This is a genomic window from Pantoea sp. AG702, assembly GCF_003182295.1.
Taxonomy (GTDB): Bacteria; Pseudomonadota; Gammaproteobacteria; order Enterobacterales; family Enterobacteriaceae; genus Pantoea; species Pantoea ananatis.
On the sequence record NZ_QGTU01000001.1, the window covers coordinates 1,266,337 to 1,291,529 of the forward strand.

Here is a 25,193-nt window from a genome sequence, read left to right on the forward strand (position 1 = left end):
CGCTATTATAATGGAAAAAGGCAAACAGGATAAGTGGAGCCACGTTAAAGCGCGGCATTTCCTGTTCGCTTTTCACCTGTTTGCGTCAATATACTGCCTTACAGGATAATTACCATCACACTCAAAGGCGGGAATCAGGCGTGACACTTCGTATTGGTTTGCCACAATGGCATCACGCGCACTGGAAGCGATGGGGAATCGAAACCCTGGCTGACTATGCGCGTTATTTCGGCACGGTGGAAGGCAATACCACATTGTATGCGCTGCCTGATGCGGAAACGGTCCTGCGCTGGCGGGATATGACGCATGACCAGTTTCGTTTCTGTTTTAAATTTCCCAGCAGCATCAGCCATCAGGCCGCCCTGCAAAATACCGACGACTTAGTAACGGATTTTTTTCGCCTGATGGCACCGCTCGCCGACCGCATGGGTCAGTACTGGCTACAGCTGCCCGCCAGCTTTTCCCCTGCGCAACTGAACGATCTCTGGCGCTTTCTGGACAGCCTGCCCACCCATTTCTCCTACGGCGTCGAAGTCCGCCATGCCGCCTTTTTTGCCAAAGGCGAGGCTGAGCGCGCGCTGAATCGCGGCCTGCTGCAGCGCGGCGTCAATCGTGTGGTGCTGGACAGCCGTCCGGTTCATGCCTCAACCTCGCAAAGCCCGGCGGCACTTCACGCCCGCCAGCAAAAGCCTCGCGTTCCGCCGCATGCACTGTTAACCGGGTCGCGCCCCATGATCCGTTTTGTCGGCAGCGACAACCTGGAAGAAAGCCTGCCACTGTTTCAAATCTGGCTGGCCAAGCTGGCCGAATGGCACACGCAAAGTGACCCTCTGGTGTTTATCCACACGCCCGATATGGGACAGGTGTTTCCGCTGGTGCAGGCGCTCTGGCCGGCATTACAAAAAATTGATGCCAGCATCGGTCCCGGACCTGACTGGCCGCAACAGGATTCGCTATTCTGATAGCGATGGGCAGCCTCGCCCCCTCTGGTGATATGAATAAAAAAGGAAACAATGATGATTAGCGCGTTATATGTGGTTATCGGTGCGTTACTGATAATGAAGTTCACCCTCAATGTCGTCCGCTTTCGGCGTCAACATCATGTTGCTTTTGGGGATGGCGGTCATCACGACCTGAACAGGGCCATCCGCATTCATGGCAATGCCGTTGAAACCATTCCCCTGGCGCTGTTGCTGCTGATCACGCTTGAGATGAACGGGGCGGATGTCTGGATGGTTCACCTGACGGGCATCGTGTTTTTTGTTGGCCGTTTTTTGCATGCTTATGGCCTGCGTAAAGACGTGATGAGTGGACGCAAATACGGCATGATGCTGACCTTGTTTGGCCTGAGTGGAATGGTGATTTTTAACCTCATCTATCTCCCCTGGCAACTGGTGCTCAGCCTGCATTAATGTTGCGGCTTAAAGGGTGCAGGCCGCGGCAGTTTCTGCCAGAATAGCGCCCTTTCCGCCGTCTCTTCGGATTTTCGATATGTCTGATCGCGATCAACTCTTTTCTGCGCCCATTGAAAAACTGGGCGACTGGACCTTTGACGAACGTGTCGCTGAAGTGTTTCCCGACATGATTCAGCGCTCGGTGCCCGGCTATTCCAATATCATTTCGATGATTGGCATGCTGGCAGAACGCTTCGTCCAGCCCAACAGCCAGGTGTTTGACCTGGGCTGCTCACTCGGTGCCGCCACACTTTCGGTGCGTCGTAATATTCACGTGCCAGGCTGCCAGATTATCGCCGTAGACAACTCTCCGGCCATGGTCGAACGCTGCCGCCGCCATATCAATGCCTTTCGCGCCGACACGCCGGTTACCGTGGTGGAAGCGGACATCTGTGACATTGAGATTGAGAATGCCTCTCTGGTGGTGCTCAATTTCACCCTGCAGTTTCTTGAGCCGCCTGCCCGTCTTACGCTGCTCAGTAAAATCTGGCAGGGGCTGAATCCCGGCGGAGCCCTGGTTCTCTCGGAGAAGTTCAGCTTTGAAGATCGTGATGTCGGCGAACTGCTGTTTAACATGCATCATGACTTTAAGCGCGCCAACGGTTACAGCGAACTGGAGATTAGCCAGAAGCGCAGCATGCTGGAAAACGTCATGCTGACCGACAGTGTGGAAGCGCATAAGGCTCGTCTTAAGCAGGCGGGCTTTTCGCACGCTGAATTATGGTTTCAGTGCTTTAATTTTGGTTCGTTGGTGGCATTAAAATGATCGACTTTGGCCGTTTTTATCAGCAAATCGCCGTTAGCCCCCTGGCAAAATGGCTTGACGTGCTGCCTGCACAGATTAGCGACTGGCAGCGCGAGAATCTGCACGGGCACTTCCGTGACTGGTACAAGTCGCTGGAATACTTACCGCTGCTGGAACCCCAGCGGCTGGACCTGCTGAACAGCGTAAGCGCCGATCGGGATGACATCAGCGATCGTCATCGTCAGGGCATTGAGAAACTACTACGCAATTTGATGCCGTGGCGCAAAGGCCCTTATTCCCTGTACGGAACGGAGATTAACACCGAATGGCGTTCTGACTGGAAATGGGAGCGCGTGCTGCCTCATATTTCCTCGCTGGCCGGACGAACCGTGCTGGATGTCGGCTGCGGCAGCGGCTACCACATGTGGCGGATGATCGGTGCGGGTGCGCATCTGGTTGTCGGTATCGATCCCATGCAGCTGTTTTTATGCCAGTTCGAAGCCGTGCGTAAGCTGTTGAATGATGACCGTCGCGCCCATTTACTGCCGCTGGGCATTGAACAACTGCCGGCGCTCCAGGCGTTCGACACGGTCTTTTCGATGGGCGTGCTATATCATCGCCGCTCCCCCCTTGATCACCTCCTTCAGCTAAAAAATCAGTTGGTCAGCGGCGGCGAGCTGGTACTGGAAACGCTGGTGATCGAAGGCGATGTGAACCAGGTGCTGGTGCCGGGCGAACGCTATGCGCAGATGCGCAACGTCTATTTTATTCCCTCTGCCGAGGCGCTGAAAAGCTGGCTGGAGAAGTGTGGCTTTGTTAACGTGCGCATTGTCGACTTTGCCCTGACCTCGACGGAAGAGCAACGTCGTACCAGTTGGATGACCAGTGAATCACTGGCCGAATTTCTGGATCCTGACGACAGCAGCAAAACCATTGAAGGTTATCCCGCACCGCTGCGTGCCGTTCTGGTTGCCACCAAACCCTGACCCTCAGCGGCGAGACAGCGCCAGTTTCGCCGCAAAACCAATAAAGACGCAGCCCGTTAAACGGTCCATGATTTTGACTATCCGTGGCCGTTTTAACTGCTCAGCAAAATAGTGGCTGCTGCCGATCAGCACCGTGCTCCAGGCCAACCCCACCAGCATGTGCGTCAACGCCATCAGGCTGCACCAGATCGGGACAGAGGCGCCCTGCGGAATGAACTGGGGCAAAAAAGTCACATAGAAAACGCCCACCTTGGGATTCAGCAGATTCCCCAATAATCCACGCGTGAAGCAGGCAAGATGACGTTGCTGAGCCGCGGCCTCGGCATGCATTGACACGCTTTGGGCGCGCGGATGCCACAGCAGCTTAATGCCCAGATAGAGGAGGTAAGCGGCGCCAGCCCACTTCAGCAGGTTATAAGCCATCTCAGACGCCAGCAGCAGCGCGCCTAATCCCAGCCCTACCGCAATGCCCCAGAGCAAACAGCCGGTTGCCACGCCCAGCGCCGTGGCACTGGCACGCTGCCAGCCCTGTGCGGCGGCCGATCGCAGGATCAACGCCGTATCAAAGCCCGGCGTCAGGGTCAAAATAATAATAGCCAGCAGGAAAGAGAGCAACGAAGCCGTCATAAGCGTATCCCCGGTAAACATCCGCTCACAATAACAAGCGGTTTTTTGTCTGTACAGCCAGCAAACCCCCATTAGCTGCTACCCTTTTAAGGGCTTTATCAACGGGCCGATCACGGCCATGATTTATGCAACCAGGAGCAACGTTTATGAAATTTATTTTCTCGTCACCGCGCAAATATGTGCAAGGTGCAGGCGTACTCGATGAACTGGGGAGCTACGTCACCGAACTGGGTACTCAGGCTTTTGTGGTCGCGGACGATGTCGTCTGGGGACTGATTGGTGAACGGGCTCAGGCCACGCTCACAAAGGCGGGCGTGAACGTGGTGCGCCAGCAGTTCAACGGCGAGGCGTCCAGTAATGAAATCACCCGGTTGAGCCAGCAGGCGCAACAGCAGAACTGCAACGTGGTCATCGGGCTGGGCGGCGGTAAAACGCTGGATACCGTTAAGGCAGTGGCTGATGAGATCCAACAACCGGTTGTGATCGTTCCCACGATTGCCTCTACCGATGCGCCCTGTAGCGCACTCTCCGTTATCTATTCTGACAGCGGCGTGTTTGAGAGCTACCGCTTCTACAATAAGAACCCCGATCTGGTGCTGGTGGATACCGCCGTCTGTGCCGCTGCGCCTGCCCGCCTGTTTGCCTCGGGCATTGCGGATGGCCTCGCAACCTGGGTGGAAGCCCAGGCGGTAGCCCGCAGCCATGCCAAATCGATGGTCAATGGCGATCCGACCATTGCCGGGCTGGCCATCGCCCGTGCCTGTGAGGAAACCCTGCTGACCTGGGGTTACAGTGCCTATGTTGCCGTTTCGGAAAAACGCGTGACGCCGGCGGTGGAAGCGGTGGTGGAAGCGAATACCTTGCTGTCGGGCCTGGGATTCGAAAATGCCGGCCTGGCAGCCGCGCACGCCATTCACAATGGTTTTACTGCTATTGAAGGCGATATCCATCATCTCACCCACGGCGAGAAAGTGGCCTACGGTACCTTAACCCAGATGGTGCTGGAGCAGCGACCGGACGAGGAGATCGCACGCTACATCCGTTTCTATCGCTCGATTAAGATGCCCACCACCCTGAAAGAGATGCATCTGGAGGGCGAAAGCTGGGAAAATCTGGTGAAAATAGGCGCACTGGCAAACAGTGAAGGCGATACGCTGAAAAACCTTAACCCCAACCTGGCACCGGAGCAAATTGCCCATGCGCTGCTGGGGCTGGATGCGTTCAGTCAAACGGTAAAATAACGGCTATTCCGTCACCTCAGCGGGTTTATCCCAGTACTGGTATTTATAGACTGCGCTGAGGTGGCGTTGAATCGTCCCTTTCTCGAACACTTCCGTTTCATTCAGATAACTCAGCGTGCAGTTGCCCTTCTCATCCCAGAACTGGCATTCATCCACGGTGCGCAATGTGCTGACGTCTGTCGTTGCGGTGCCATTCAGGCGCCGTTCCCGCCACTGGTTATCATAGGTATAGGTATCTTTGCGGCGGGCAGAGGTCGAACGGGTGACCAGGCCTTGTGGATTCCACTCATAACGGTATTCCCCATTGCTGACGGGATCGGTACCTCGCGCAATACTTTTTAGTAAGTGGAAACGTTTATCATAACGGTAAGTCGTATCCGTAAACCCGTCTTTACCCATGCTGATAAATTTATCCGATGCGCTGATGATGTTGCCGTTTTTGCCCTTCTGCCACTGAATAGTGCCCTGACGGTTATCGACCACCACTTCACTGCCCTGCTTGATGACTTTAACCAGATAGGCATACTCCGCAACCCAGCCGTCCTGAACCCGAACCAGGTGCTGTTCCATGCTCAGGATGACGTTGCGCTCATTTTTGTCATAGCTGATGTCCGCCACCAGCAGATCGCCACAGCGATCAAACTGCCCCAGTACCCGTTTCTGTGAGTTGACGTCTTTACCAAACTCGCCGGCGATCACCTGACGCACCTGACCTTTGGCACTGCCGCCCAGCAGGATCCAGTTATTGCTGTTGGTCACCGCTTTACTGTATGGCTGACATGAGGCTGCGGCCCATGCGGTGGGAAAGGAGAATAACGTAATCACAGCGGACAGCAGAACGCATCGCATGGTGTGCACCTCGGACGTCAATGTCGTAAACGGTTTACCCTAAATAGCAGGAACCGACGGATGATGGAAAGCGGAATTCTTCTCTCAGCGCCAGCAGCGACTGAATTCAGCCTCGCGGGCACGACGATAAAGGGCGCTGAAGGAATTTTGGGCAAAAAATACCCCAGCAAATTTACTGGGGTTTGGTACTTGCAAACATCACGTCATCAATCGGCGTGCTGCGCGGCAAAACTGGTCATGAATCAAGCCACCCGGGCGGTATTCATTTGCATCACACTTTTCATTGCCTCAACGACATCGCCATCGACGCAGTAGCGGCTGAACTCATCAATTTCGGCTTCGGAACACATGGAAACGCCCACTTTACGGTAGCGCATCGGGGATGCCACAAGGTGGCTGGCCGAGCTGTGTACCTCGCGAATATCCGCATCCAGAAACTTTTGCAGGTTGCTGAGGCGAACGCCAGCACCGGCCATAATGATTGGACCTGCGCTGTATTCATTAAGTTCCCTCAATAATGCAATTCCGTTTTCCGCGCTTTGTTGCTGGCCAGATGTCAGGATGCGCCTGACGCCAAAATCCGTCAGCACATCAAGCGAACGCTTGGGCCGATGGCACAGATCGAAGGCGCGGTGAAAAGTCACCGCCATCCCGTCGCACAGGGCCATGATTTGTCGCATCTGACTGGCATGGATATTGGCATCTTCATCCAGCATGCCCAGAACGATGCCGGGAAAACCCAGCTCACGGATACGCGCCACGTCTGACTTCATCGTTTCAAATTCACGGCTGGAATAGCAAAAGTCGCCACCGCGAGGGCGAACAATAGGATGCACCGGAACTGAAATGTTACGACGGGCGACCTCCAGCATGCCTGCAGAAGGCGTCAGCCCGCCTTCACGCGGCGCGGCGCAAAGCTCTATGCGATCGGCTCCCGCCTGCTGGGCGGTTAATGCACAATCCACCCCATAGCAACAAATTTCCAGTGTCGTCATTGTCTTCTCCTTTACATGGCTTCCTGTTCACGCCAAATTCGTCAGGTACGCTTATCCCTTAGAACAGTTTACGTGGAAAACTAACTATGACATTCAATTTTGACCAACGGATAGACCGCCGTCACAGTGATAGTCTTAAATGGCACAAATATGCGGGTCAGGATATTCTGCCACTGTGGGTCGCCGATACGGATTTCCGATCGCCTGAGCGTATCATTGAAGCCATTAAAGCCCGCGTTGACCACGGCGTTTTCGGCTATGGCGATAAGCCCCAGGGGTTGATTGCGGCCCTTATCGCCCGCTGTGCATCACGTTATCACTGGCAGGTCGATCCCGAATGGGTTGTTGTCTTGCCCGGCGTTGTCTGCGGCTTAAATCTGTCGGTCCGCGCCTTTACTCAGCCACCGCAAGGTACCGTGGCACCCTTACCGATTTATCCCCCTTTTCGCTCTGCCGCTAAACTGGCGGAACGCGACCAGCTGAGTCTGCCATTAATATTACAGGACGGGCGCTGGGTCATGGACCTGAGCGCGGCCGAAGGGAAAATGCAGGACAAAAAGCTGTTGATGCTGTGTAATCCCCAGAATCCTGGCGGTACGGTTTATCGCCGGGAAGAGCTGGAGGCCCAGCTGGCGTTTGCCCAGCAGCACGACCTGATTGTCTGTTCTGACGAAATCCATTGCGACCTGCTGTTAACACAGGGCCTGCAACACATCCCGTTCGCCTCCCTGAGCGACGATGCCGCCCGGCGCAGCGTCACGCTGCTTTCGCCCTCGAAAACCTTTAACATCGCAGGCCTGGGCGCATCCGTCGCCATCATCCCTGACCCTGTACTGCGTGAACGTTTCAACGCCGTCCGCCAGGGCATCGTTCCCTCGGTTGATATTCTGGCGCTGGTGGCCGCAGAGGTTGCCTGGCGCGACAATGATGACTGGCTTGCTGCACAGCTGGACTATCTGCGCGGTAATCGTGACTGGCTGGTTGAACAGGTCAATGCGCTCCCCGGACTCTCGATGGTGTCACCAGAAGGCAGCTATCTCGGCTGGATTGATGCCAGCGCATTACCGGTTGCCAGCCCGGCACTCTATTTTGAAAAGTACGGGCTGGGTTTCTCACCGGGCCGCGATTTTGGCGATGATCGTTTCGTGCGTATCAACTTCGGTTGTCCACGCGCACTGCTGGAAGAAGCGGCAAAGCGGCTTAAACGCGCGGTTGACGCCCTGGGTTAGGACTGCTCACTGGCCACGATCTCTTCCAGGCTCCACGGGTGAAACTTTATCGTGGTTTCCCCGTCGGTTACTGCGAGGGTAGGATTAGGCAAACGTTCATTTTCCCCTTTTGGCGAGCTGGTCTTGAACGAAATACCGGGTTGGGACAGCGCATGGTCGGACAGCAACGCCATTGCCCGCATCCCAAGCGTTTCTGGCTCGCCCCTTAATACCACTTCCACATGCTCCCAGCCTTCATGGCGATAGCGTTTCTCGCCGGGCCAGGGTAACTCCACCACGTCGATATGCCAGCCGGCAATCTGGAGCGGCTGATGCAGTTTGAACAGGCAGACAGGACGACCATTGATCATCGCTGCCGAAAATTGCTGGCCCATTTTCGCCAGACCCTGCTGCCAACGTTCGGCGGTGGTGTTCTGGTGACAGCGAACCGCGACATGATCGACATCGAGTCCGGCATTATCTAATCCGAGTCGCTGTGAAAAACTTTGTAACCGTTGTTCGAAAGCGGCCAAATCTTCGCGTAAATCGTCCAGTTCTGATGGAAAGGTGGTGCTCACGGTTGCCTCTGCCCCTCTAAAATTTACAGACTTAAATATCGTAACTCATTGTTAGCATTAAATCCTAAACGACATAATGGTGAGATTCATCTTATTTACGTGATTCTTTTCCATTAAAGCAGATAAATTACGCTTTCAATTCAGACTTATCTTCTTTTTAGATCCACCCTTAAGTTGACAAAAACCACCTAACTATCTGTTTAAATTAACGTTAATTAATGCCATAAGACAATTCCCATTTGCCGCCAACATGATTGCAGCCGCGTCACCTTTCTTATAAATTTGCATCAATACCATTATAAGGAAAGTTTTTATGACTATGCTCATCGTAGTGGCAACATTGATCGCACTGATGGGATTTGCCCTTGCGCGCCACTGGAAGGTGCGAGAAGACAAAAGCGTTAAAAATGCGCGCCGCGCGCGCCGCCGCTAATCCTTTGGGAAACATCCTTAGCTCTGTTTCTCCGCGTTTATCCAGTTACTGACTCAAGCTGACAATTCACGTATACTTTTCCCCTCATTTTTTTCCGTTCTGCCTGGTGATGACTCTGGTTATCGCCTCCGGCAGAATGAGGATGAAGCGCGCTGCGCTGTCAGCGTGCTTTTCTTAGCATATGTAAGGTAACCCGGTGAATATTCAGGCGCTTCTTTCCGCAAAAGTCAGTCAGGCTATGGTGCTGGCTGGTGCTCCCTCCGATTGCGAACCTCAGGTTCGCCAGTCGGCCAAAGTTCAGTTTGGTGATTATCAGGCAAACGGCATCATGGCCGTGGCTAAAAAACTGGGCCAGGCGCCGCGACAATTAGCTGAAACTGTTATTCAACATCTGGATCTTACCGGTATTGCCAGCAAGGTTGAGATTGCCGGACCCGGGTTTATTAATATCTTTCTCGATCGTGGCTGGCTGGCAGAACATGCCAGGAATGCCCTTCAGCATCCGCGACTCGGCGTCGCCCGCGTTGAACCTCAGACTATCGTCGTGGATTACTCTGCCCCGAACGTCGCGAAAGAAATGCACGTCGGCCACGTCCGCTCCACCATTATTGGTGATGCCGCTGTCCGCACTCTGGCGTTTCTGGGCCATAACGTCATCCGTGCCAACCACGTTGGCGACTGGGGAACGCAGTTCGGTATGCTGATAGCTTTCCTTGAGAAACAGCAGAACGAAAACCATGCCGAAATGGCGCTGGCTGACTTAGAAGGGTTTTACCGTGAAGCCAAGCGCACCTACGATGAAGATCCGGAATTTGCAGAGCGCGCACGTCGCTACGTGGTGAAGTTACAAGGCGGCGATGACTACTGCCGCCAGATGTGGAAAAAGCTGGTTGATATCACCATGAGCCAGAACCAGCATATCTATGACCGCCTTAACGTCACGCTGACCCGCAAAGATGTCATGGGCGAGAGCCTTTACAACGACATGCTGCCGGGTATTGTTGCCGACCTGAAAGCGAAAGGGTTAGCCGTTGAGAGCGAAGGTGCGACCGTGGTCTTTCTGGATGAATACCAGAATAAAGAAGGTGAGCCTATGGGCGTCATCATTCAGAAGAAAGACGGCGGCTATCTTTACACCACTACCGATATTGCCTGCGCCAAATACCGCTACGAAACGCTGCATGCCGATCGGGTGATTTACTACATCGACTCGCGCCAGCATCAGCATTTACAGCAGGCGTGGACCATCGTGCGTAAAGCCGGTTATGTGCCTGAATCTGTGCCGCTTGAGCACCATGCATTTGGCATGATGCTGGGTAAAGACGGTCGTCCGTTTAAGACCCGCAGCGGCGGCACCATCAAACTTTCGGATCTACTGGATGAAGCTTACGATCGTGCTTACTCGCTGGTCAGCGAAAAAAACCCGGAGATGAGCGAAGAAGAGCGGCGTGCACTTGCGGAAGTCGTCGGCGTCAGCGCTGTAAAATATGCCGATCTGTCAAAGAGCCGCACCACGGATTATATCTTTGACTGGGACAACATGCTGGCGTTTGAAGGTAACACCGCGCCTTATATGCAGTACGCTTACACGCGTGTCCTGTCGGTATTCCGTAAGGCCGGTATTGAAGCCGACGCGATTCAGGCCGACATCACCCTGACGGACGATCGTGAAGCCCTGCTGGCTACACGCCTACTGCAGTTTGAAGAAGTCATTACTCAGGTTGCCCGTGACGGCACGCCGCATGTGATGTGTGCGTACCTCTATGACGTGGCTGGCCTGTTCTCCGGCTTCTACGAGCATTGCCCGATTCTGGCGGCCGAAGATGAAGCGACCCGTCAGAGCCGGTTACAGATTGCTGCCCTGACCGCCAAAACCCTGAAACTGGGGCTGGACACGCTGGGTATCAAAACCGTCGATCGCATGTAACCTCTTCAGGCGCTGAGTGCCCACCGTGGCCCGGCGCCTGCCTTCCCTGCCTTCCCCGCCGCCGCGTCATGATTTCCGCGACCGCTGTTTTCGCCGCCCGCTCTGCCCACGATATGAATCGGCCCGCTATCGCCTGAAAACCAGACATCATGATGCATAGCAACGGACAAACTGGCCCATGCCGCCATAATGTCCTGTTTATCTGCGTAAGATCATGGGGTTATTCCTTTCTGATGCGCGCGCTCTACTATAAGCCCGCATTTCATCAGGTCTTGACCTGTTAACGAGAAAGGAAACTAAATTGATGATTAAAAAAGCGTTTGCCGAATTCATAGGCACATTCTGGTTAGTATTGGCAGGTTGTGGAAGCGCCCTGCTGGCGGCAACCTTTCCGCAAACCGGGATTGGCTTTGCCGGAGTGGCTCTGGCTTTCGGCCTTGCCGTACTGACGATGGCTTTTGCTGTTGGTCATCTTTCGGGCGGCCATTTTAATCCTGCCGTCACGCTGGGTTTATGGGCGGGCGGCCGTATCGGATATCAGGCCATTTTGCCCTATATCATTATGCAGGTCGCGGGCGGTATCGCGGCGGCGGCCGTGCTGTATGTGATTGCAAGTGGTCAGTCTGATTTTGATGCCACCACCAGCGGGTTCGCGGCTAACGGCTTTGGCGAACACTCTCCCGGGGGCTACAGCCTTTGTGCAGCAGTGGTCACTGAACTAGTACTCAGCGCCTTTTTCCTGATCATTATTCAGGGGGCGACCGATAAACGCGCGCCCGCGGGTTTCGCGCCCATCGCCATTGGCCTGGCCTTAACGCTTATTCATTTAATTAGCATCCCCGTGACCAATACGTCGGTAAACCCGGCGCGCAGTACGGCGATGGCGCTGTTCCAGGGAACCTGGGCCTTGCAGCAGCTGTGGGTGTTTTGGCTGGTGCCGATGGTGGGCGGTGTGGCTGGCGGATTGATCTCTCGTTTTCTGCTGCTAAGCACAGACTGATTTAATGCGAAAATGACTTCATTATGCAGACCGGCAGCGATCGTGCACGCCTGCACGATCGCTGCCGGTCTGTCTTAACAATGAAATAATCAGGCTTACTGGTAATTAACCGTCACGTCTGTACTGACCACTTTCAGCCCGGGCGGTAAGCTGCCGCTTCCAGCGAAACCAAACACCATATGCAATGTTTCATCCGCGGTCACGCCGGTCAGACCCCGCGTCGCGCCGTTGGCACCGTCCAGTTCGGTACAGCGCTGCGCCGCACAAAGCCGGACCTGCAGGCCCGATGGCGCAGGCCGGGTGAGCTGATAGCGCCAGTTCACCACGGTCATTGCCCCTTTTACGTCGCCCGGCGGCGTTAAGGGCTGTGAGGATTGCCAGCTACCGCGATTGGCCATCAGCGGGCCCGCCGCGCTGGCGCTCCAGGCGCCGTCAGCGGCCAGGGCAGACAGCGGCAGGAGCAGTGCAAACAGCATCATCGATCTCATTGTTTGCCTCCGATGGTGGCGGTCATGCGAATCTGACGATTGTCACTTAATTCCATGTTGGACAGCACAACCAGCTGCGGCATGTTGCGACGCAGGAAGCGCGCCAGTAACGCACGTAATGGATGGTTTACCAGTAAGACCGGCGGCGCGCCCATCATCTCCTGACGCTGTAAGGCTTCCTGCGTCTGGGCCAGCAGACGATCGGCAAGCCCCGGCTCCAGCCCACCACCGCCCTGCAGAGCCTGCAGTAACAGGCGTTCCAGCGTAGCATCCAGGCCAATAACCTGAACTTCACCGTTGCCCGGGAACCATTGTTGGGTGATTGCACGACCCAACGCGACACGCACCACGCTGGTCAACTCCTGCGGATCGCTTTGAACCGGCGCGTGCTCTGCCAGCGTTTCAATGATGGTGCGCATGTCGCGAATAGAGACGCGCTCCACCAGCAGGTTTTGCAGCACTTTATGCAGGGTTGTCAGGGTAATGACGCCCGGCACCAGATCTTCAGTCAGTTTAGGCATTTCAGACGAGACGCGATCCAGCAGCTGTTGCGCCTCCTGACGACCAAACAGCTCGCTGGCATACTGACCAATCAGATGATTAAGATGGGTTGCCACCACCGTACTGGCTTCGACCACGGTAAAGCCCTGGATCTGGGCCTGCTCTTTCAGCGCGCCATCAATCCACACGGCCGCCAGGCCAAACGCCGGATCGACGGTGGCTTCACCCGGCAAGGTGCCCGCTGCGGTGCCGGGGTTAATCGCCATCCAGCGCCCCGGATACGCGTCACCACTGCCAATTTCTACGCCCTTCATCAAAATGCGATAGCGGGCCGGCGGTAATTCCATATTGTCACGGATATGCACCACCGGTGGCAGGAAGCCGACGTCCTGCGCCACCTTCTTACGGATACTGCGGATACGCCCCAGCAGTTCACCGTTTTGATTATGATCGACCATCGGAATCAGGCGATAGCCCACTTCCATTCCCAGGGTATCTTCCAGCTGTACATCGGTCCAGGACGCCTCGGCCGATGCGGGTGTTTCCATAGATTTGGTGAGGCTGCTGGGTGATTCGACACTCTTTTTCGGCTGCATTTCGCGGCCGCGTAACCACCATGCCAGCCCCAGTAAGGCCGCCGTAAACAGCAGGAAAACGAAGTTCGGCATGCCCGGCACCAGGCCCAGCAAACCGATTACGCCGCCGCTCAGCATCAGTACGCGAGGATCTTTAAACAGCTGGCCAACCATCTGCTCGCCGACGTCCTGATCGGTTGCCACGCGCGTCACAATAACACCCGCCGCAGTCGAGATAACCAGCGCCGGGATCTGAGCAACCAGACCATCACCGATAGTCAGCAACGTATAGGTTTCTGCCGCATGTCCTGCATCCATGCCGTGCTGCACGATACCGACCAACAGCCCGCCAATCACGTTGATTACCATGATCAAAATGCCGGCGATGGCATCACCACGTACGAACTTACTGGCACCGTCCATTGAACCGTAGAAGTCGGCTTCCTGGGTGACTTCAGCACGGCGGCGTTTCGCTTCATCTTCACCGATCAGACCGGCATTCAGGTCGGCGTCGATGGCCATCTGCTTACCGGGCATCCCGTCAAGAACAAAGCGCGCGCCCACTTCAGCGATACGGCCAGCACCTTTGGTGATAACCATAAAGTTGATAATCACCAGGATGATAAACACCACAATACCGATGGCAAAGTTGCCCCCGACCAGGAAGTGGCCAAAGGCTTCCACCACCCGTCCGGCGGCGGCGGCCCCGGTGTGGCCGTCCAGTAAAATGATACGGGTTGAGGCAACGTTAAGCGCCAGGCGCAGCAAGGTCGAAAACAGCAGGATGGTTGGAAACGCCGCAAACTCCAGCGTGCGCTGGGTAAACATCGCCACCAGCAGCACCATGATCGACAAGGCGATGTTGAAGGTGAACAACAGATCAAGGATGAATGGCGGTAACGGCAGAACCATCATCGATAAAATCATGATGATCAGTACCGGGCCAGCAAGCACCTGCCACTGCATATCTTTGAAGTTGCCCGGTAGGCGTAATTTAGCGGCCAGATTAGCCATCGTTTGTGTTCTCTCCTGCAAAGTCCATCTCTGCCGGGACCGGCAGGTCTTTAGGTTTTACCGGGATCAGGCCGCCTTCGCGCTTCCAGCGACGTAGCTGCCAGACCCAGGCCAGCACTTCCGCGACGGCGCCATAGAGCGCACCCGGAATGTGTTGTCCAATTTCAGTATGTCGGTACAGCGCACGCGCCAGTGGCGGCGCTTCCAGAACCGGAATACGGTGTTCCGCGCCCAGTTCACGAATGCGTAAGGCAATATCCCCTGCGCCCTTGGCGATGACCTTCGGCGCGCTCATCTTTTTCTCGTTATATTGCAAGGCAACCGAGTAGTGCGTTGGGTTGGTGACGATAACATCGGCTTTGGGAACATCGGCCATCATGCGACGTCGGGCGGCTGCGCGCATCTGCTGGCGGATGCGCCCTTTCACGTGCGGATCACCCTCTTGCTGTTTATGTTCATCACGAATTTCCTGACGCGACATGCGCAGCTTTTTAAAATGGCTGTACAGTTGCCAGAAAACGTCATAGCCCACCATGGGGATCAACCCGAGCATGACCAGCGAGCAGCAGATGGCAATCATATCCATGCCGTGAATCAGTGCCGTTGTCGGTGATTCGGCAATCAGACGCAGCATATCGGGCCAGTGGCTCCAGACGTACCAGCCTGCAACACAACCGACCAGAATAGTCTTCAGGATGCCTTTAAACAGTTCGGTCCAGGCCTGAGCGGCAAACATACGCTTTAAACCAGACAGCGGGTTCAGTTTGCCAAAATCGACCTTAATGGATTTTCCACTGATCACCACGCCGCCCAGCAGCATTGGCGAGGCAATCGCGACCAGAACCAGCCCGCCCAGCAGCGGGAGCAGCGCCGCAATGGCCTGCATAATCAGATTGCCCACATGCGCAATGATGATTTTGTCATCGGTCACCATGGCATGGTCAAATCGTAATCCGGTTGACACCATCGCGGCCAGCCGGTGGGCCATCATGGCACCGCCGACCCATAAAATCATGATGCCGGCTAACAGCATCAGTAATGAGGTCAACTCGCGCGAACGCGGAATCTGGCCTTCTTCACGTGCTTTCTCAAGTCGGTGGGCCGTGGGCGATTCTGTTTTTTCTTCGTCGCTATTTTCTGACACCACAAACCTCGGTTGGCAGGAATTCTGAGCATAGAATGCCAAATTTGGGTTTGGTTAAAGCGTGGATAAAACGTGAAAAATGCGCGCTCTTTCACGGATGGCAAAAGAGAAAAGAGAAGTGGCCTGTCAGAAACAGGCCATCTTAGAAGGGGCGGCAATCGCCAACCGTTAACGGATCGGCGATGACCAGACAGACTCGCGGTTAGAAACCCAGGCTGTCCAGCAGGTCATCAACCTGGTCCTGATTCGCCACGACGCCTGGCGCAGCGGCATTGACCTGAGGTCCGTTAAGCAGCGTGGTGCCAACCTGACGTTTCTCGGCGCTCACTTCTGGCATGTTTTCCAGCAGCACCATCAACAGCTGGCGCTCGATTTCCTGGATCACATCCATCATGCGCTTGATGACCTGACCAGTAAGGTCCTGGAAATCCTGCGCCATCATGATGTCGAGCAACTGCTTGTTAGTAAAAGAGGTGTGCGTAGGCACTTCCCCTAAATACTCACGCGTATCCGTCACCAGCTCGCGTGCGTCGGCAAGTTCAATTGGATTTTCAAACCACGCATCCCAGCGTCCTTTCAGCGCAATCGCGCCCGCTTCCATTTTGTCCTGGTGCGGTTGCGCTGCTTCGACGCTGTTCAGCGCCCTGTCGGCCGCCTGAGCGGTCTTTTGCACTACATAGTCCAGACGGTCGCGGGCGTCAGGAATGGCTTCAGCAGCTTCTGCAATGGCCTGATCCAGCCCCAGCTCACGCAGACTGTCACGCAGCATGCGGGTCAGTGAACCGATGCGGGAAATGATATCGTGTGCCGCGGCTTGCTCAGCTGATTTCGGAAGGTCGCTCATCACATCTCCTTACATACCCAGTTTTTCAAAAATTTTGCCCAGCTTTTCTTCAAGCGTGGCTGCAGTAAACGGCTTGACTACATAGCCGCTTGCACCCGCCTGAGCAGCAGCAATAATGTTTTCTTTCTTCGCTTCTGCCGTCACCATTAAAACTGGCAGGCTCGCCATGGCAGCATCGGCACGAATAGTCTGCAGCAGTTGCAGGCCATCCATATTTGGCATGTTCCAGTCAGAGATAACGAAATCGAAACCACCTGCTTTCAGCTTGCCTAGCGCATCAACGCCGTCTTCCGCTTCTTCTACGTTATTGAAACCAAGCTCTTTCAGCAGGTTACGTACAATACGACGCATCGTATTGAAGTCGTCCACTACCAAAAAGCGCATGTTTTTATCAGCCATATCTACTCCTGTGTTATCTCGCCCGGCAGGACGGGCCTGGTTATATACGCAATGCCTGTCCGGCGCTAATTTTCGCCAGCATGTGCTGGCTGATGTTGCTTAAATCTACTACTTCGCTCACGCCACCGCTGGCTATCGCCTCGCGTGGCATGCCAAAAACGACACAACTTGCTTCATTTTGCGCGATGGTCCAGGCGCCGGCACGATGCATTTCCAGCATGCCTGCTGCCCCATCGTTACCCATACCGGTCAGGATGACGCCGACGGCATTACGCCCGGCGTTAATCGCAACCGATTTAAACAAGACATCCACTGAAGGTTTATGCCGGTTAACCGGGGGGCCTTCATTCAGCTTCACCACGTAGTTCGCCCCGCTGCGCCCCAGTTCCATGTGCATTGCGCCAGGCGCGATGTAGGCATGGCCGGGAAGAATACGCTCGCCATCTTCCGCTTCTTTCACCGTGATCTGGCACAGCTTGTTCAGCCGCTCGGCAAAAGATCGGGTAAAGCCCGGTGGCATATGTTGCGTAATCAGCAGTGCCGGACTGGTGGCCGGTAACGGCTGTAAAACGTGGCGAATCGCCTCTGTGCCGCCGGTTGATGAACCAATGGCAATCAACTTTTCACTACTCAGCAACGGGCCGGCTTTCAGCGTGACCGGCGCGGGCATGACGTTACGAACATGCAGGCGCGCCCGGGCCGCCGCGCGAATTTTGTCGCCAATCATCTGGCTATAGGCCAGCATGCCTTCACGAATGCCTAGCTGCGGCTTCGTCACGAAATCGATCGCACCTAACTCCAGCGCGCGCAGCGTGATTTCTGAGCCCTGTCCCGTCAGGGATGACACCATGACCACGGGCATGGGCCGTAAACGCATCAGTTTTTCAAGAAAGTCCAGGCCGTCCATGCGCGGCATTTCAACATCCAGCGTTAACACCTGCGGATTAAACTGTTTAATCAGATCGCGTGCCACTAACGGATCCGGGGCCGTAGCCACCATTTCCATATCAGGATGACTGTTGATGATTTCGGTCATCAGTTGCCGCATCAGCGCAGAGTCATCTACGCACATCACGGTAATTTTGCTCATCATCTTTCCTTCGTCAGTCCATACACGGTTTGCCCACGCAGCCAAAACTCTTTACTAATCTGGCTGAAGTTCTCTGAGTGTCCGGCAAAGAGAATGCCGCCGGGCTTAAGCAGAGGAACAAAACGACGTAGAATTTTTTCTTGTGTTTCTTTATCGAAATAGATCATTACGTTGCGGCAGAAGATCGCATCGAACGGTCCCGGTAAGGCCCAGTCATTTGCCAGCAGGTTAAGCTGGGTATAGTTCACCATGTTCGCCAGTTCGGAACGGACACGAACCATGCCAGCATGTGGACCTGTACCGCGTAAAAAGAAACGCTGTAACTGCGCGGGCGACAGCGTACGCAGCTCTTCCTGGCGGTAAACGCCCGCCACGGCTTTCTCCAAAACCTGGGTATCGATATCGCTGGCATGTACCTGGAATTTACCCGGTCCCATGCCTAAGGTTTCAGCCAACGTAATCGCGATAGAGTAAGGCTCTTCGCCGGTGGACGCTGCCGTACTCCAGACGCTAAAATTTCCCTGACGTTTACGTGCATGCTCCGCAAGGATTGGAAAATGATGCGCCTCGCGGAAAAACGCTGTCAGGTTAGTGGTTAACGCATTAATAAACGCCTGCCACTCAGCACTGTTTGGATCATTTTCCAGCAGGGCCAGATAGCGACCAAAATCATCGATATTCAGCGTGCGCAGACGACGAACCAGACGGTTGTAAACCATCTCGCGCTTGTGATCGGCCAGCACGATACCCGCACGCTGATAGATGAGCTGGCTGATACGGCGAAAATGGGTATCGGACAGGGGCAGACGCTGCACCATTTGTGACAGCAGCGTCGTCGCTTCCGGTTGATCTAATAACGTCGATTTCTTCATCTTTGCACCTGGCCTGAACTAAACCTGTTGAACATCTGCTGCTACGCCCAACCGCGTCTCAGCGGCTGGGCCATCCAGGCAATTAAAAGGTTTCCCAGTTCTCATCACCGCGCGGTGATGGCTGGCGAATGCCTTCTGACGGACTTTCTAAACGTAAATTTTTTGCCGCCGTAGTCTTGTTAACGGCCTGCGTGACAATTTCTTTACCAATATTGAAGGCAGAAACCGCTTGTTTTAAGTTACTGGCCTGATCTTCCAGCGCCGCGGCGGCTGCAGCAGACTCTTCCACCAGCGAGGCGTTCTGTTGTGTTACGCGATCCATCTCGGTCACCGCCTGACCGACCTGGTCGATACCACGGCTCTGTTCGTCCGACGCAGAAGCAATTTCACCCATGATGTCGGTCACGCGCGTCACCGCACTGACGATCTCATTCATGGTATCGCCCGCGCTCTCAACCAGCACTGAGCCGGTGTTAACGCGACCAACGGAGTCTTCAATCAGGCCTTTAATCTCTTTTGCCGCCTGTGCGCTGCGCTGGGCCAGGTTACGAACCTCACCAGCTACCACGGCAAAGCCTCGTCCCTGTTCGCCAGCTCGCGCGGCTTCAACCGCTGCGTTCAACGCCAGGATGTTGGTCTGGAAAGCGATACCATCAATGACGCTGATAATGTCCGCAATTTTCCGTGAGCTGCCGGCAATTTCTTTCATGGTCGTGACCACGCCATCAACGACTTTGCCACCCTGCTGCGCGGTTTCAGAGGCATTCAGCGCCAGCTTTGAAGCCTGACGGGCATTTTCCGCATTTTGTTTTACGGTCGCGGTAAGTTCTTCCATGCTGGCCGCCGTTTGCTCCAGCGATGCCGCCTGCTGTTCGGTTCGTGAAGAAAGATCGTTATTACCGACGGCAATTTCGCTGGCCCCGGTATAAATTGCATCTGCGCCGTCTCGCACGGTGCTGACTGTGCGCACCAGAGAACGTTGCATGTCCTGCAGCGAGGTCAGCAGATCGCCAATTTCATTACGTACGCTAATGTTGATGGGCTGCGTGAGATCGCCGCCTGCGATGTGCTGAATATGTTCAATGCTCTCTTTGAGCGGTCGAATAAGCAGGCTGCGCATCAGATTCCAGACCAGCACAATCACCAACAGCGTGACCAACAGCGTCCCTACAACCAGCATAATCATGCGTTGATAGGCGGCATTGTTGGCATCCACGCCCTGCTGACTGAGTTGAAGGTTGTAGTTAAGCCAGGCATCGTAGTCTTTCTGGAATTTGTCCTGATAGCTCTGCGTCGGCTGGTCTACAAACCCTTTAAAGTTACCGTTGCCAAGAAATACGATCAGTTCCGCGAGTCCGTCATGGAATTGCTTATAGTTTGCCTGCAGCGTCAGTACGTTTTCTGCACTTTTGCCTTTCTCAGAAAGATTGGCATTGAACATGGCATAGCCTTCTTCCGCACGCTTTAATTCACTATCTGCCAGCGCCACCAGCTCTTTAACGGTGGCACCTGAGCCGGCCATTTGCCCATCCTGCAAATAACGGATCCCGGCGCGGTTTAAGGTATTTCGCGCCTGTACCAGTGCGACCCAAGAGGTGCCCATGGCGCGTTGAAGCGTACTCAGACGTTGGTTATAGGCAAAATTTTCTTTATCTTCTGTCACCGTCTTATAGAACACGCCACCCGAAAAAATTTGCAGTAGCGCGAACAGTGCCAATACACAGAGAAGACCGGAGACAACACGTACTCGACTAAACATAGAAACCTCATTCATTAGCAATTCGATTCTGTTTATCGGCCCGGACGTGCGGAACTTTACGGCCAGCGTGAAGACAGGTTCACGCTGGCCGTAAAAAGAGGTTGGGAAAACTTAAACGCGCGAGATTTTAAAGACGGATACGGCCTGGGACAGGGCGCTGGCCTGTTGCTCCAGCGCGGCGGCCGCGGCGGCTGACTCTTCGACCAGCGAGGCGTTCTGCTGTGTCACACGATCCATTTCCGTTACGGCCTGGCCCACCTGATCGATGCCGCGACTTTGCTCGTCAGATGCAGAAGCGATTTCGCCCATGATATCGGTCACGCGTGTTACCGCGCCCACGATGTTATTCATGGTGCTGCCCGCGCTTTCAACCTGAAGCGAGCCGCTGTTAACGCGCGCCACTGAATCTTCGATTAACCCTTTGATCTCTTTTGCTGCCTGAGCACTGCGCTGTGCCAGACTGCGGACTTCACCCGCCACCACGGCAAAGCCACGGCCCTGCTCACCGGCACGCGCCGCTTCTACGGCAGCGTTAAGCGCCAGAATATTGGTCTGGAAAGCAATGCCGTCGATAACGCTGATAATGTCTGCGATTTTCTTCGAACTGCCGGCAATTTCCTGCATGGTGGTCACCACGCCATCCACCACTTTACCGCCCTGCAGCGCGGTTTCGGATGCGGTTTGTGCCAGTTGAGAAGCCTGACGTGCGTTATCTGCGTTCTGTTTTACCGTCGCCGTTAACTGCTCCATGCTGGCTGCCGTTTGTTCAAGCGAAGCTGCCTGCTCTTCCGTACGCGCAGACAGATCGTTATTCCCGGCCGCGATTTCACTGGCGCCGGTGAAAATGGCATCACACCCGCTGCGAACCTCACCCACGGTCGATACCAACGAATGCTGCATCTCATGGATGCCGGCGGCCAGTTGGCTCATCTCATTGCGGCCTTCCACCAGAATGGGTTGCGTCAGGTCGCCAGAAGCAATGGTGCGAATATCCACCAGCAGACGTTGAAGCGGTTGAATCAAGAGCTGACGCAGTCCAAACCAGCAGCCCAGAATAACCACAATCACCAGCACGCCCACCATGCCGAGCATCCACATCATCTGCGTGAAGGCCTGTTGATTCTGCTCTGCGCCGTGTGCGGACAGTTCGCTTTGCTTCAGGCGCCATGCGGAATAGGTGGCCTGCATCGCCTGCTGCTTCTGTTCAATATTTTGTTTAAACATGCCTTCCAGATCTTTCGCTTTCAGGCTGGCGATCATGCCGCGCAGACCGGTCAGATAGGCCTTAAAATCGTTTTGCAGTCGATCGCGCATTTCCGTATCTGCGCCCGGTGTTTCCGGAATCGCGTTAAATTCTGCCAGGTACTGCTCACCTTTATTCGCCTCGTTAACGGCTTTCTCTGTCAGGCTGTCCAGCTGGCCGCCGTTCATTTGAGACGCCAGGCTGGTTTGCAGGCGCAACATTGCGCGGTTGAGGGTGGTACGAGACTGGTTCAGCGCCATATAGGCATCGGTCATCGCCGCAACGTTCCGGGTGGAAATTTGTGACAGTGCAAAGGCCTCTTTATCATTATTCAGCGCTGACCAGAACAGGCTGCCTGACAGCAGCTGCATGGCACCGAAAAGCATCAGTACCGCGATAAGACTGGTCACGACTTTTATTCGTTTTAACATCTTTTTCCCCGAGCATAAAAAGTAAAGTGCAGGGGCTGTATCGGCGGGAAAGAGAGAGGGTTTAGTCAACTTCAGTGAAAAAGCGGCAATTAGGGCTTTTGTAATTATTGATATCAGCTGAGGGTGTTTTTTAGTGGCCCAGGTCACAGACAACAGGGGAAAAATGAGAGGTGGAAGCGATGCGTGGGTTAAGCGGATCACACTAATTCAGGCTGTACACAAGACACAGAACCTCACGGGCCAGCCTGGACTGACCCGTGAAGAAGGATTATGCCGTACGCAGGTTATCGACCAGCGCCATCTCTTCGCTGCTCAGCAGCTTCTCGATGTCAACCAGAATCAACATGCGGTCGCCGAGCGCACCCAGACCGGTGAGGTACTCGGTGGACATTGTCACGGCAAACTCAGGTGAAGGACGGATCTGTTCCTGCGTCAACGACAGCACGTCAGACACGCCATCAACCACGATACCGACGACGCGGTTTTCCAGATTAAGAACGATTACGACCGTATTCTCATTGTACTCAACGTCTGCCTGTGCAAATTTCACACGCAAATCGATGATAGGCACAATCACGCCACGCAGGTTCGTTACGCCGCGAATAAAATCCGGCGTGTTGGCAATGCGGGTTACCTGATCGTAACCACGAATTTCCTGAACCTTAAGAATATCGATGCCGTATTCTTCATCACCCAGCGTGAACACCAGGAACTCCTGGCCCACGGTTTCGCCAGCAATTTTTGTCACGGTTGCCATTCCACTCATGTTATTTACCCTTTCGTTATCAATCAGGCGGCAGCGCCGGCCACACGTTTTTCACGGTTAAGTGACTGCAACGCCGAAACGTCAACAATCAGCGCCACGCTGCCATCGCCGAGGATGGTGGCGGCTGAAATCCCTGGTACTTTGCGATAGTTGCTTTCCAGGTTTTTAACAACAACCTGATGCTGACCAATTAACTGGTCTACCAACAGGGCGTAGCGTTTGCCCGCGCTTTGCAAAATGACCACGATGCCCTGTGTCGCTTCTGTTTTGGCATCTTTCACATCAAAGACGTTCCACAGTTCAACCAGCGGCAGATATTCGCCACGGACTTCCAGAACACATTCGCCACCCGCCAGCGGTTTCAACTCTTCTGCGCGAGGCTGCAATGATTCCATCACCGCATTCAGCGGCAGAATAAAGACTTCATCCGCGACGCGTACAGACATGCCATCAAGGATGGCCAGCGTCAGCGGCAGCAGGATACGGATTGTGGTGCCTTTGCCCTGTTTAGAGGCAATTTCGACATGACCACCCATTTCCTGGATATTCCGTTTCACAACGTCCATGCCCACGCCGCGGCCAGACACATCCGTGACCTGTTCTGCGGTGGAGAAGCCTGGCGCGAAAATCAACATGCCGACTTCTTCGTCGCTCATGTTTTCATGAACCGGTAGACCGGATGACAGTGCTTTAGCAAGAATACGCTCACGGTTCAGGCCCGCACCGTCATCGGAGACTTCGATACAGATGTTGCCGCCCTGATGTTCTGCGGACAGCGTCAGGTTGCCCGTCGCGACTTTTCCTGCGGCAATACGCTTATCAGGCGATTCAATGCCGTGGTCCAGGCTGTTACGCACCAGGTGCGTTAACGGATCGATAATGCGTTCAATCAGGCTCTTATCCAGTTCGGTCGAGCTGCCGAGTAAGGTCAGTTCGACTTCTTTGCCCAGTTTACTGGCCAGATCGCGAACCAGACGCGGGAAGCGGCTGAATACGTATTCCATCGGCATCATACGAATCGACATCACCGACTCTTGCAGGTCACGCGCATTACGCTCCAGCTGGCCCATGCTGTTCAGCAACTCGCCGTGCGCCACCGGATCCAGTTCGCCAGAGCGCTGTGCCAGCATTGACTGCGTGATTACCAGCTCACCCACCAGGTTAATCAGCTGATCGACCTTCTCAACGGCAACACGGATGCTGCTGGATTCGCTGGTCTTCGCCGGTGCGGCAACGCGCTTGCTTTCGCGTTTGGCTGCGGCAACGGGCAATTCGGTAACGGTCGCGGTCTGTACTTCGGCCACCTCAGGCTCAGCGGCGCGCGCTGTCTCGGCTGGGGCTGCGTCGCCCTCCTCCGGGAAGCGAATCTGGGATTCATCAATCACAAAACAGAGCACGGCGACGATATCGTCTTTGCCAACGCCCGTAATGTGGCACTCAAGCGAGTTGCTGCCTTTCTTGACATCGCTGATTGTGCCGAGGTTACCCAGCTCTTCCAGCATCAAATCAATGTCTTTTTCTTTCAGATCGACCAGTTGCAGATGAACGCCGTCGGCGCCGGCTTGCGCGGACTCTGCCTGACTGACCGGTGCATCAAGGGCAACCACCACCGGCGCTTCAACCGGCAGACCTTTAGCCTCTAACGCCAGCTGGCGTAATGCTTCACAGATATACTTGAAGCTTTCCGCGTTAGGCTCTTGCGCGGTTTTATAAGCATCGAGCTGTTCCTGCATAATATCTTTAGTTTCCAAAAACAGATTGATGATGTCGGTGCTGAGCTGCATTTCGCCGCGACGAGCACCATCCAGAATGTTTTCCAGGATATGGGTTGTTTCCTGTAAAACCGTAAAACCAAAGGTTCCTGCCCCGCCTTTAATGGAGTGGGCGGCGCGGAAGATGGCGTTAAGCTGTTCAGAGTCAGGTTCCTGGGGATCGAGTCCCAACAGGTGTTGCTCCATATCCGCTAACAGCTCATCGGCTTCATCAAAAAACGTCTGGTAAAAATCGCTGATGTCCATGCTCAC

General features: G+C 54.8%; 22 protein-coding genes and 2 pseudogenes. 8 read left to right on the forward strand and 16 right to left on the reverse strand.

The features are described from left to right. Positions 1-140 precede the first annotated feature (140 nt). The 4 genes from DFO57_RS06055 to cmoB all read left to right on the forward strand — a co-directional run bounded on the left by DFO57_RS06055 (position 141) and on the right by cmoB (position 3,185). Positions 141-962 carry a DUF72 domain-containing protein gene (locus tag DFO57_RS06055; protein WP_014605671.1) on the forward strand — a complete coding sequence of 274 codons (822 nt, stop codon included), beginning with the start codon at positions 141-143 and terminating at the stop codon, positions 960-962. A 54-nt stretch (positions 963-1,016) separates the two neighbouring features. Next, positions 1,017-1,412, forward strand: a complete 396-nt coding sequence (locus DFO57_RS06060; protein WP_014605670.1) for an MAPEG family protein — start codon at positions 1,017-1,019, stop codon at positions 1,410-1,412. A gap of 79 nt (positions 1,413-1,491) precedes the next feature. Next, complete coding sequence (gene cmoA, locus DFO57_RS06065) at positions 1,492-2,220, forward strand: carboxy-S-adenosyl-L-methionine synthase CmoA (RefSeq protein WP_014605669.1); 729 nt, start codon at positions 1,492-1,494, stop codon at positions 2,218-2,220. Beyond that, complete coding sequence (gene cmoB / locus DFO57_RS06070) at positions 2,217-3,185, forward strand: tRNA 5-methoxyuridine(34)/uridine 5-oxyacetic acid(34) synthase CmoB (RefSeq protein WP_110015174.1); 969 nt, start codon at positions 2,217-2,219, stop codon at positions 3,183-3,185. The genes cmoA and cmoB overlap by 4 nt, the downstream gene beginning before the upstream one ends. Before the next feature lie 3 nt (positions 3,186-3,188). Here cmoB and DFO57_RS06075 read toward each other — a convergent pair whose 3' ends face one another. Next, complete coding sequence (locus DFO57_RS06075) at positions 3,189-3,812, reverse strand: LysE family translocator (protein WP_033770444.1); 624 nt, start codon at positions 3,810-3,812, stop codon at positions 3,189-3,191. Between the two features lie 146 nt (positions 3,813-3,958). On the opposite strand from DFO57_RS06075, the gene DFO57_RS06080 reads away from it, so the two are divergent. Continuing rightward, positions 3,959-5,053, forward strand: a complete 1,095-nt coding sequence (locus tag DFO57_RS06080; RefSeq protein ID WP_014605667.1) for a glycerol dehydrogenase — start codon at positions 3,959-3,961, stop codon at positions 5,051-5,053. A gap of 3 nt (positions 5,054-5,056) precedes the next feature. Here DFO57_RS06080 and DFO57_RS06085 read toward each other — a convergent pair whose 3' ends face one another. Then, on the reverse strand, positions 5,057-5,902 hold the full coding sequence (locus DFO57_RS06085; protein ID WP_014605666.1) for a hypothetical protein: 846 nt from the start codon (positions 5,900-5,902) through the stop codon (positions 5,057-5,059). 242 nt (positions 5,903-6,144) lie between these two features. After that, complete coding sequence (cutC, locus tag DFO57_RS06095) at positions 6,145-6,897, reverse strand: copper homeostasis protein CutC (RefSeq protein ID WP_110015176.1); 753 nt, start codon at positions 6,895-6,897, stop codon at positions 6,145-6,147. A gap of 86 nt (positions 6,898-6,983) precedes the next feature. Here cutC and DFO57_RS06100 point away from each other — a divergent pair, with 86 nt between their 5' ends. Continuing rightward, the gene (locus DFO57_RS06100; protein WP_110015177.1) at positions 6,984-8,126 is read left to right on the forward strand and encodes a MalY/PatB family protein; all 1,143 of its coding nucleotides are present in this window, start codon (positions 6,984-6,986) and stop codon (positions 8,124-8,126) included. Here the strand turns inward: DFO57_RS06100 and DFO57_RS06105 are convergent. After that, positions 8,123-8,683 (reverse strand): VOC family protein, encoded by a 561-nt coding sequence (locus DFO57_RS06105; protein ID WP_013026094.1) that lies wholly within the window; start codon positions 8,681-8,683, stop codon positions 8,123-8,125. The two genes, DFO57_RS06100 and DFO57_RS06105, sit on opposite strands and share 4 nt — an antisense overlap. Positions 8,684-9,312: 629 nt before the next feature. Between DFO57_RS06105 and argS the strand changes: the two genes are divergently transcribed. Then, positions 9,313-11,043 carry an arginine--tRNA ligase gene (argS, locus tag DFO57_RS06110; protein WP_014605664.1) on the forward strand — a complete coding sequence of 577 codons (1,731 nt, stop codon included), beginning with the start codon at positions 9,313-9,315 and terminating at the stop codon, positions 11,041-11,043. A gap of 304 nt (positions 11,044-11,347) precedes the next feature. Continuing rightward, positions 11,348-12,043 (forward strand): aquaporin Z, encoded by a 696-nt coding sequence (gene aqpZ / locus DFO57_RS06120; RefSeq protein WP_015700158.1) that lies wholly within the window; start codon positions 11,348-11,350, stop codon positions 12,041-12,043. Positions 12,044-12,138: 95 nt separating this feature from the next. Here aqpZ and DFO57_RS06125 read toward each other — a convergent pair whose 3' ends face one another. The 12 genes and pseudogenes from DFO57_RS06125 to cheA form a co-directional block, all read right to left on the reverse strand. Beyond that, a complete protein-coding gene (locus tag DFO57_RS06125; RefSeq protein WP_015700157.1) occupies positions 12,139-12,531 on the reverse strand; it encodes a flagellar protein FlhE in 393 nt (130 codons plus the stop codon). Then, the gene (gene flhA, locus DFO57_RS06130) at positions 12,528-14,621 is read right to left on the reverse strand and encodes a flagellar biosynthesis protein FlhA (protein WP_014593902.1); all 2,094 of its coding nucleotides are present in this window, start codon (positions 14,619-14,621) and stop codon (positions 12,528-12,530) included. Before flhA ends, DFO57_RS06125 begins: the two co-directional genes overlap by 4 nt. Then, positions 14,614-15,765 (reverse strand): flagellar biosynthesis protein FlhB, encoded by a 1,152-nt coding sequence (flhB, locus tag DFO57_RS06135; protein WP_014605661.1) that lies wholly within the window; start codon positions 15,763-15,765, stop codon positions 14,614-14,616. Before flhB ends, flhA begins: the two co-directional genes overlap by 8 nt. Before the next feature lie 202 nt (positions 15,766-15,967). After that, on the reverse strand, positions 15,968-16,609 hold the full coding sequence (gene cheZ, locus DFO57_RS06140) for a protein phosphatase CheZ (RefSeq protein ID WP_014593904.1): 642 nt from the start codon (positions 16,607-16,609) through the stop codon (positions 15,968-15,970). A gap of 9 nt (positions 16,610-16,618) precedes the next feature. Next, positions 16,619-17,008 carry a chemotaxis response regulator CheY gene (gene cheY, locus DFO57_RS06145; RefSeq protein ID WP_013026101.1) on the reverse strand — a complete coding sequence of 130 codons (390 nt, stop codon included), beginning with the start codon at positions 17,006-17,008 and terminating at the stop codon, positions 16,619-16,621. 40 nt (positions 17,009-17,048) lie between these two features. Beyond that, positions 17,049-18,098 (reverse strand): chemotaxis response regulator protein-glutamate methylesterase, encoded by a 1,050-nt coding sequence (locus DFO57_RS06150; protein WP_014605660.1) that lies wholly within the window; start codon positions 18,096-18,098, stop codon positions 17,049-17,051. Continuing rightward, positions 18,098-18,970: a protein-glutamate O-methyltransferase CheR gene (cheR, locus tag DFO57_RS06155; RefSeq protein ID WP_013026103.1), complete on the reverse strand. Its 873-nt coding sequence runs from the start codon at positions 18,968-18,970 to the stop codon at positions 18,098-18,100. The genes DFO57_RS06150 and cheR overlap by 1 nt, the downstream gene beginning before the upstream one ends. A gap of 82 nt (positions 18,971-19,052) precedes the next feature. Beyond that, entirely contained in the window at positions 19,053-20,729 is a 1,677-nt protein-coding gene (locus tag DFO57_RS06160; RefSeq protein WP_014605659.1) for a methyl-accepting chemotaxis protein, read from the reverse strand. A gap of 111 nt (positions 20,730-20,840) precedes the next feature. Continuing rightward, positions 20,841-21,809, reverse strand: a pseudogene (locus tag DFO57_RS23050) (methyl-accepting chemotaxis protein); the annotation flags it as partial. Positions 21,810-21,935: 126 nt separating this feature from the next. Next, positions 21,936-22,403: pseudogene (locus tag DFO57_RS23055) on the reverse strand (Tar ligand binding domain-containing protein); the annotation flags it as partial. A gap of 268 nt (positions 22,404-22,671) precedes the next feature. After that, the gene (gene cheW / locus DFO57_RS06170) at positions 22,672-23,169 is read right to left on the reverse strand and encodes a chemotaxis protein CheW (protein ID WP_013026106.1); all 498 of its coding nucleotides are present in this window, start codon (positions 23,167-23,169) and stop codon (positions 22,672-22,674) included. A gap of 23 nt (positions 23,170-23,192) precedes the next feature. Further along, on the reverse strand, positions 23,193-25,187 hold the full coding sequence (cheA, locus tag DFO57_RS06175; RefSeq protein ID WP_014593908.1) for a chemotaxis protein CheA: 1,995 nt from the start codon (positions 25,185-25,187) through the stop codon (positions 23,193-23,195). Positions 25,188-25,193 lie beyond the last annotated feature (6 nt).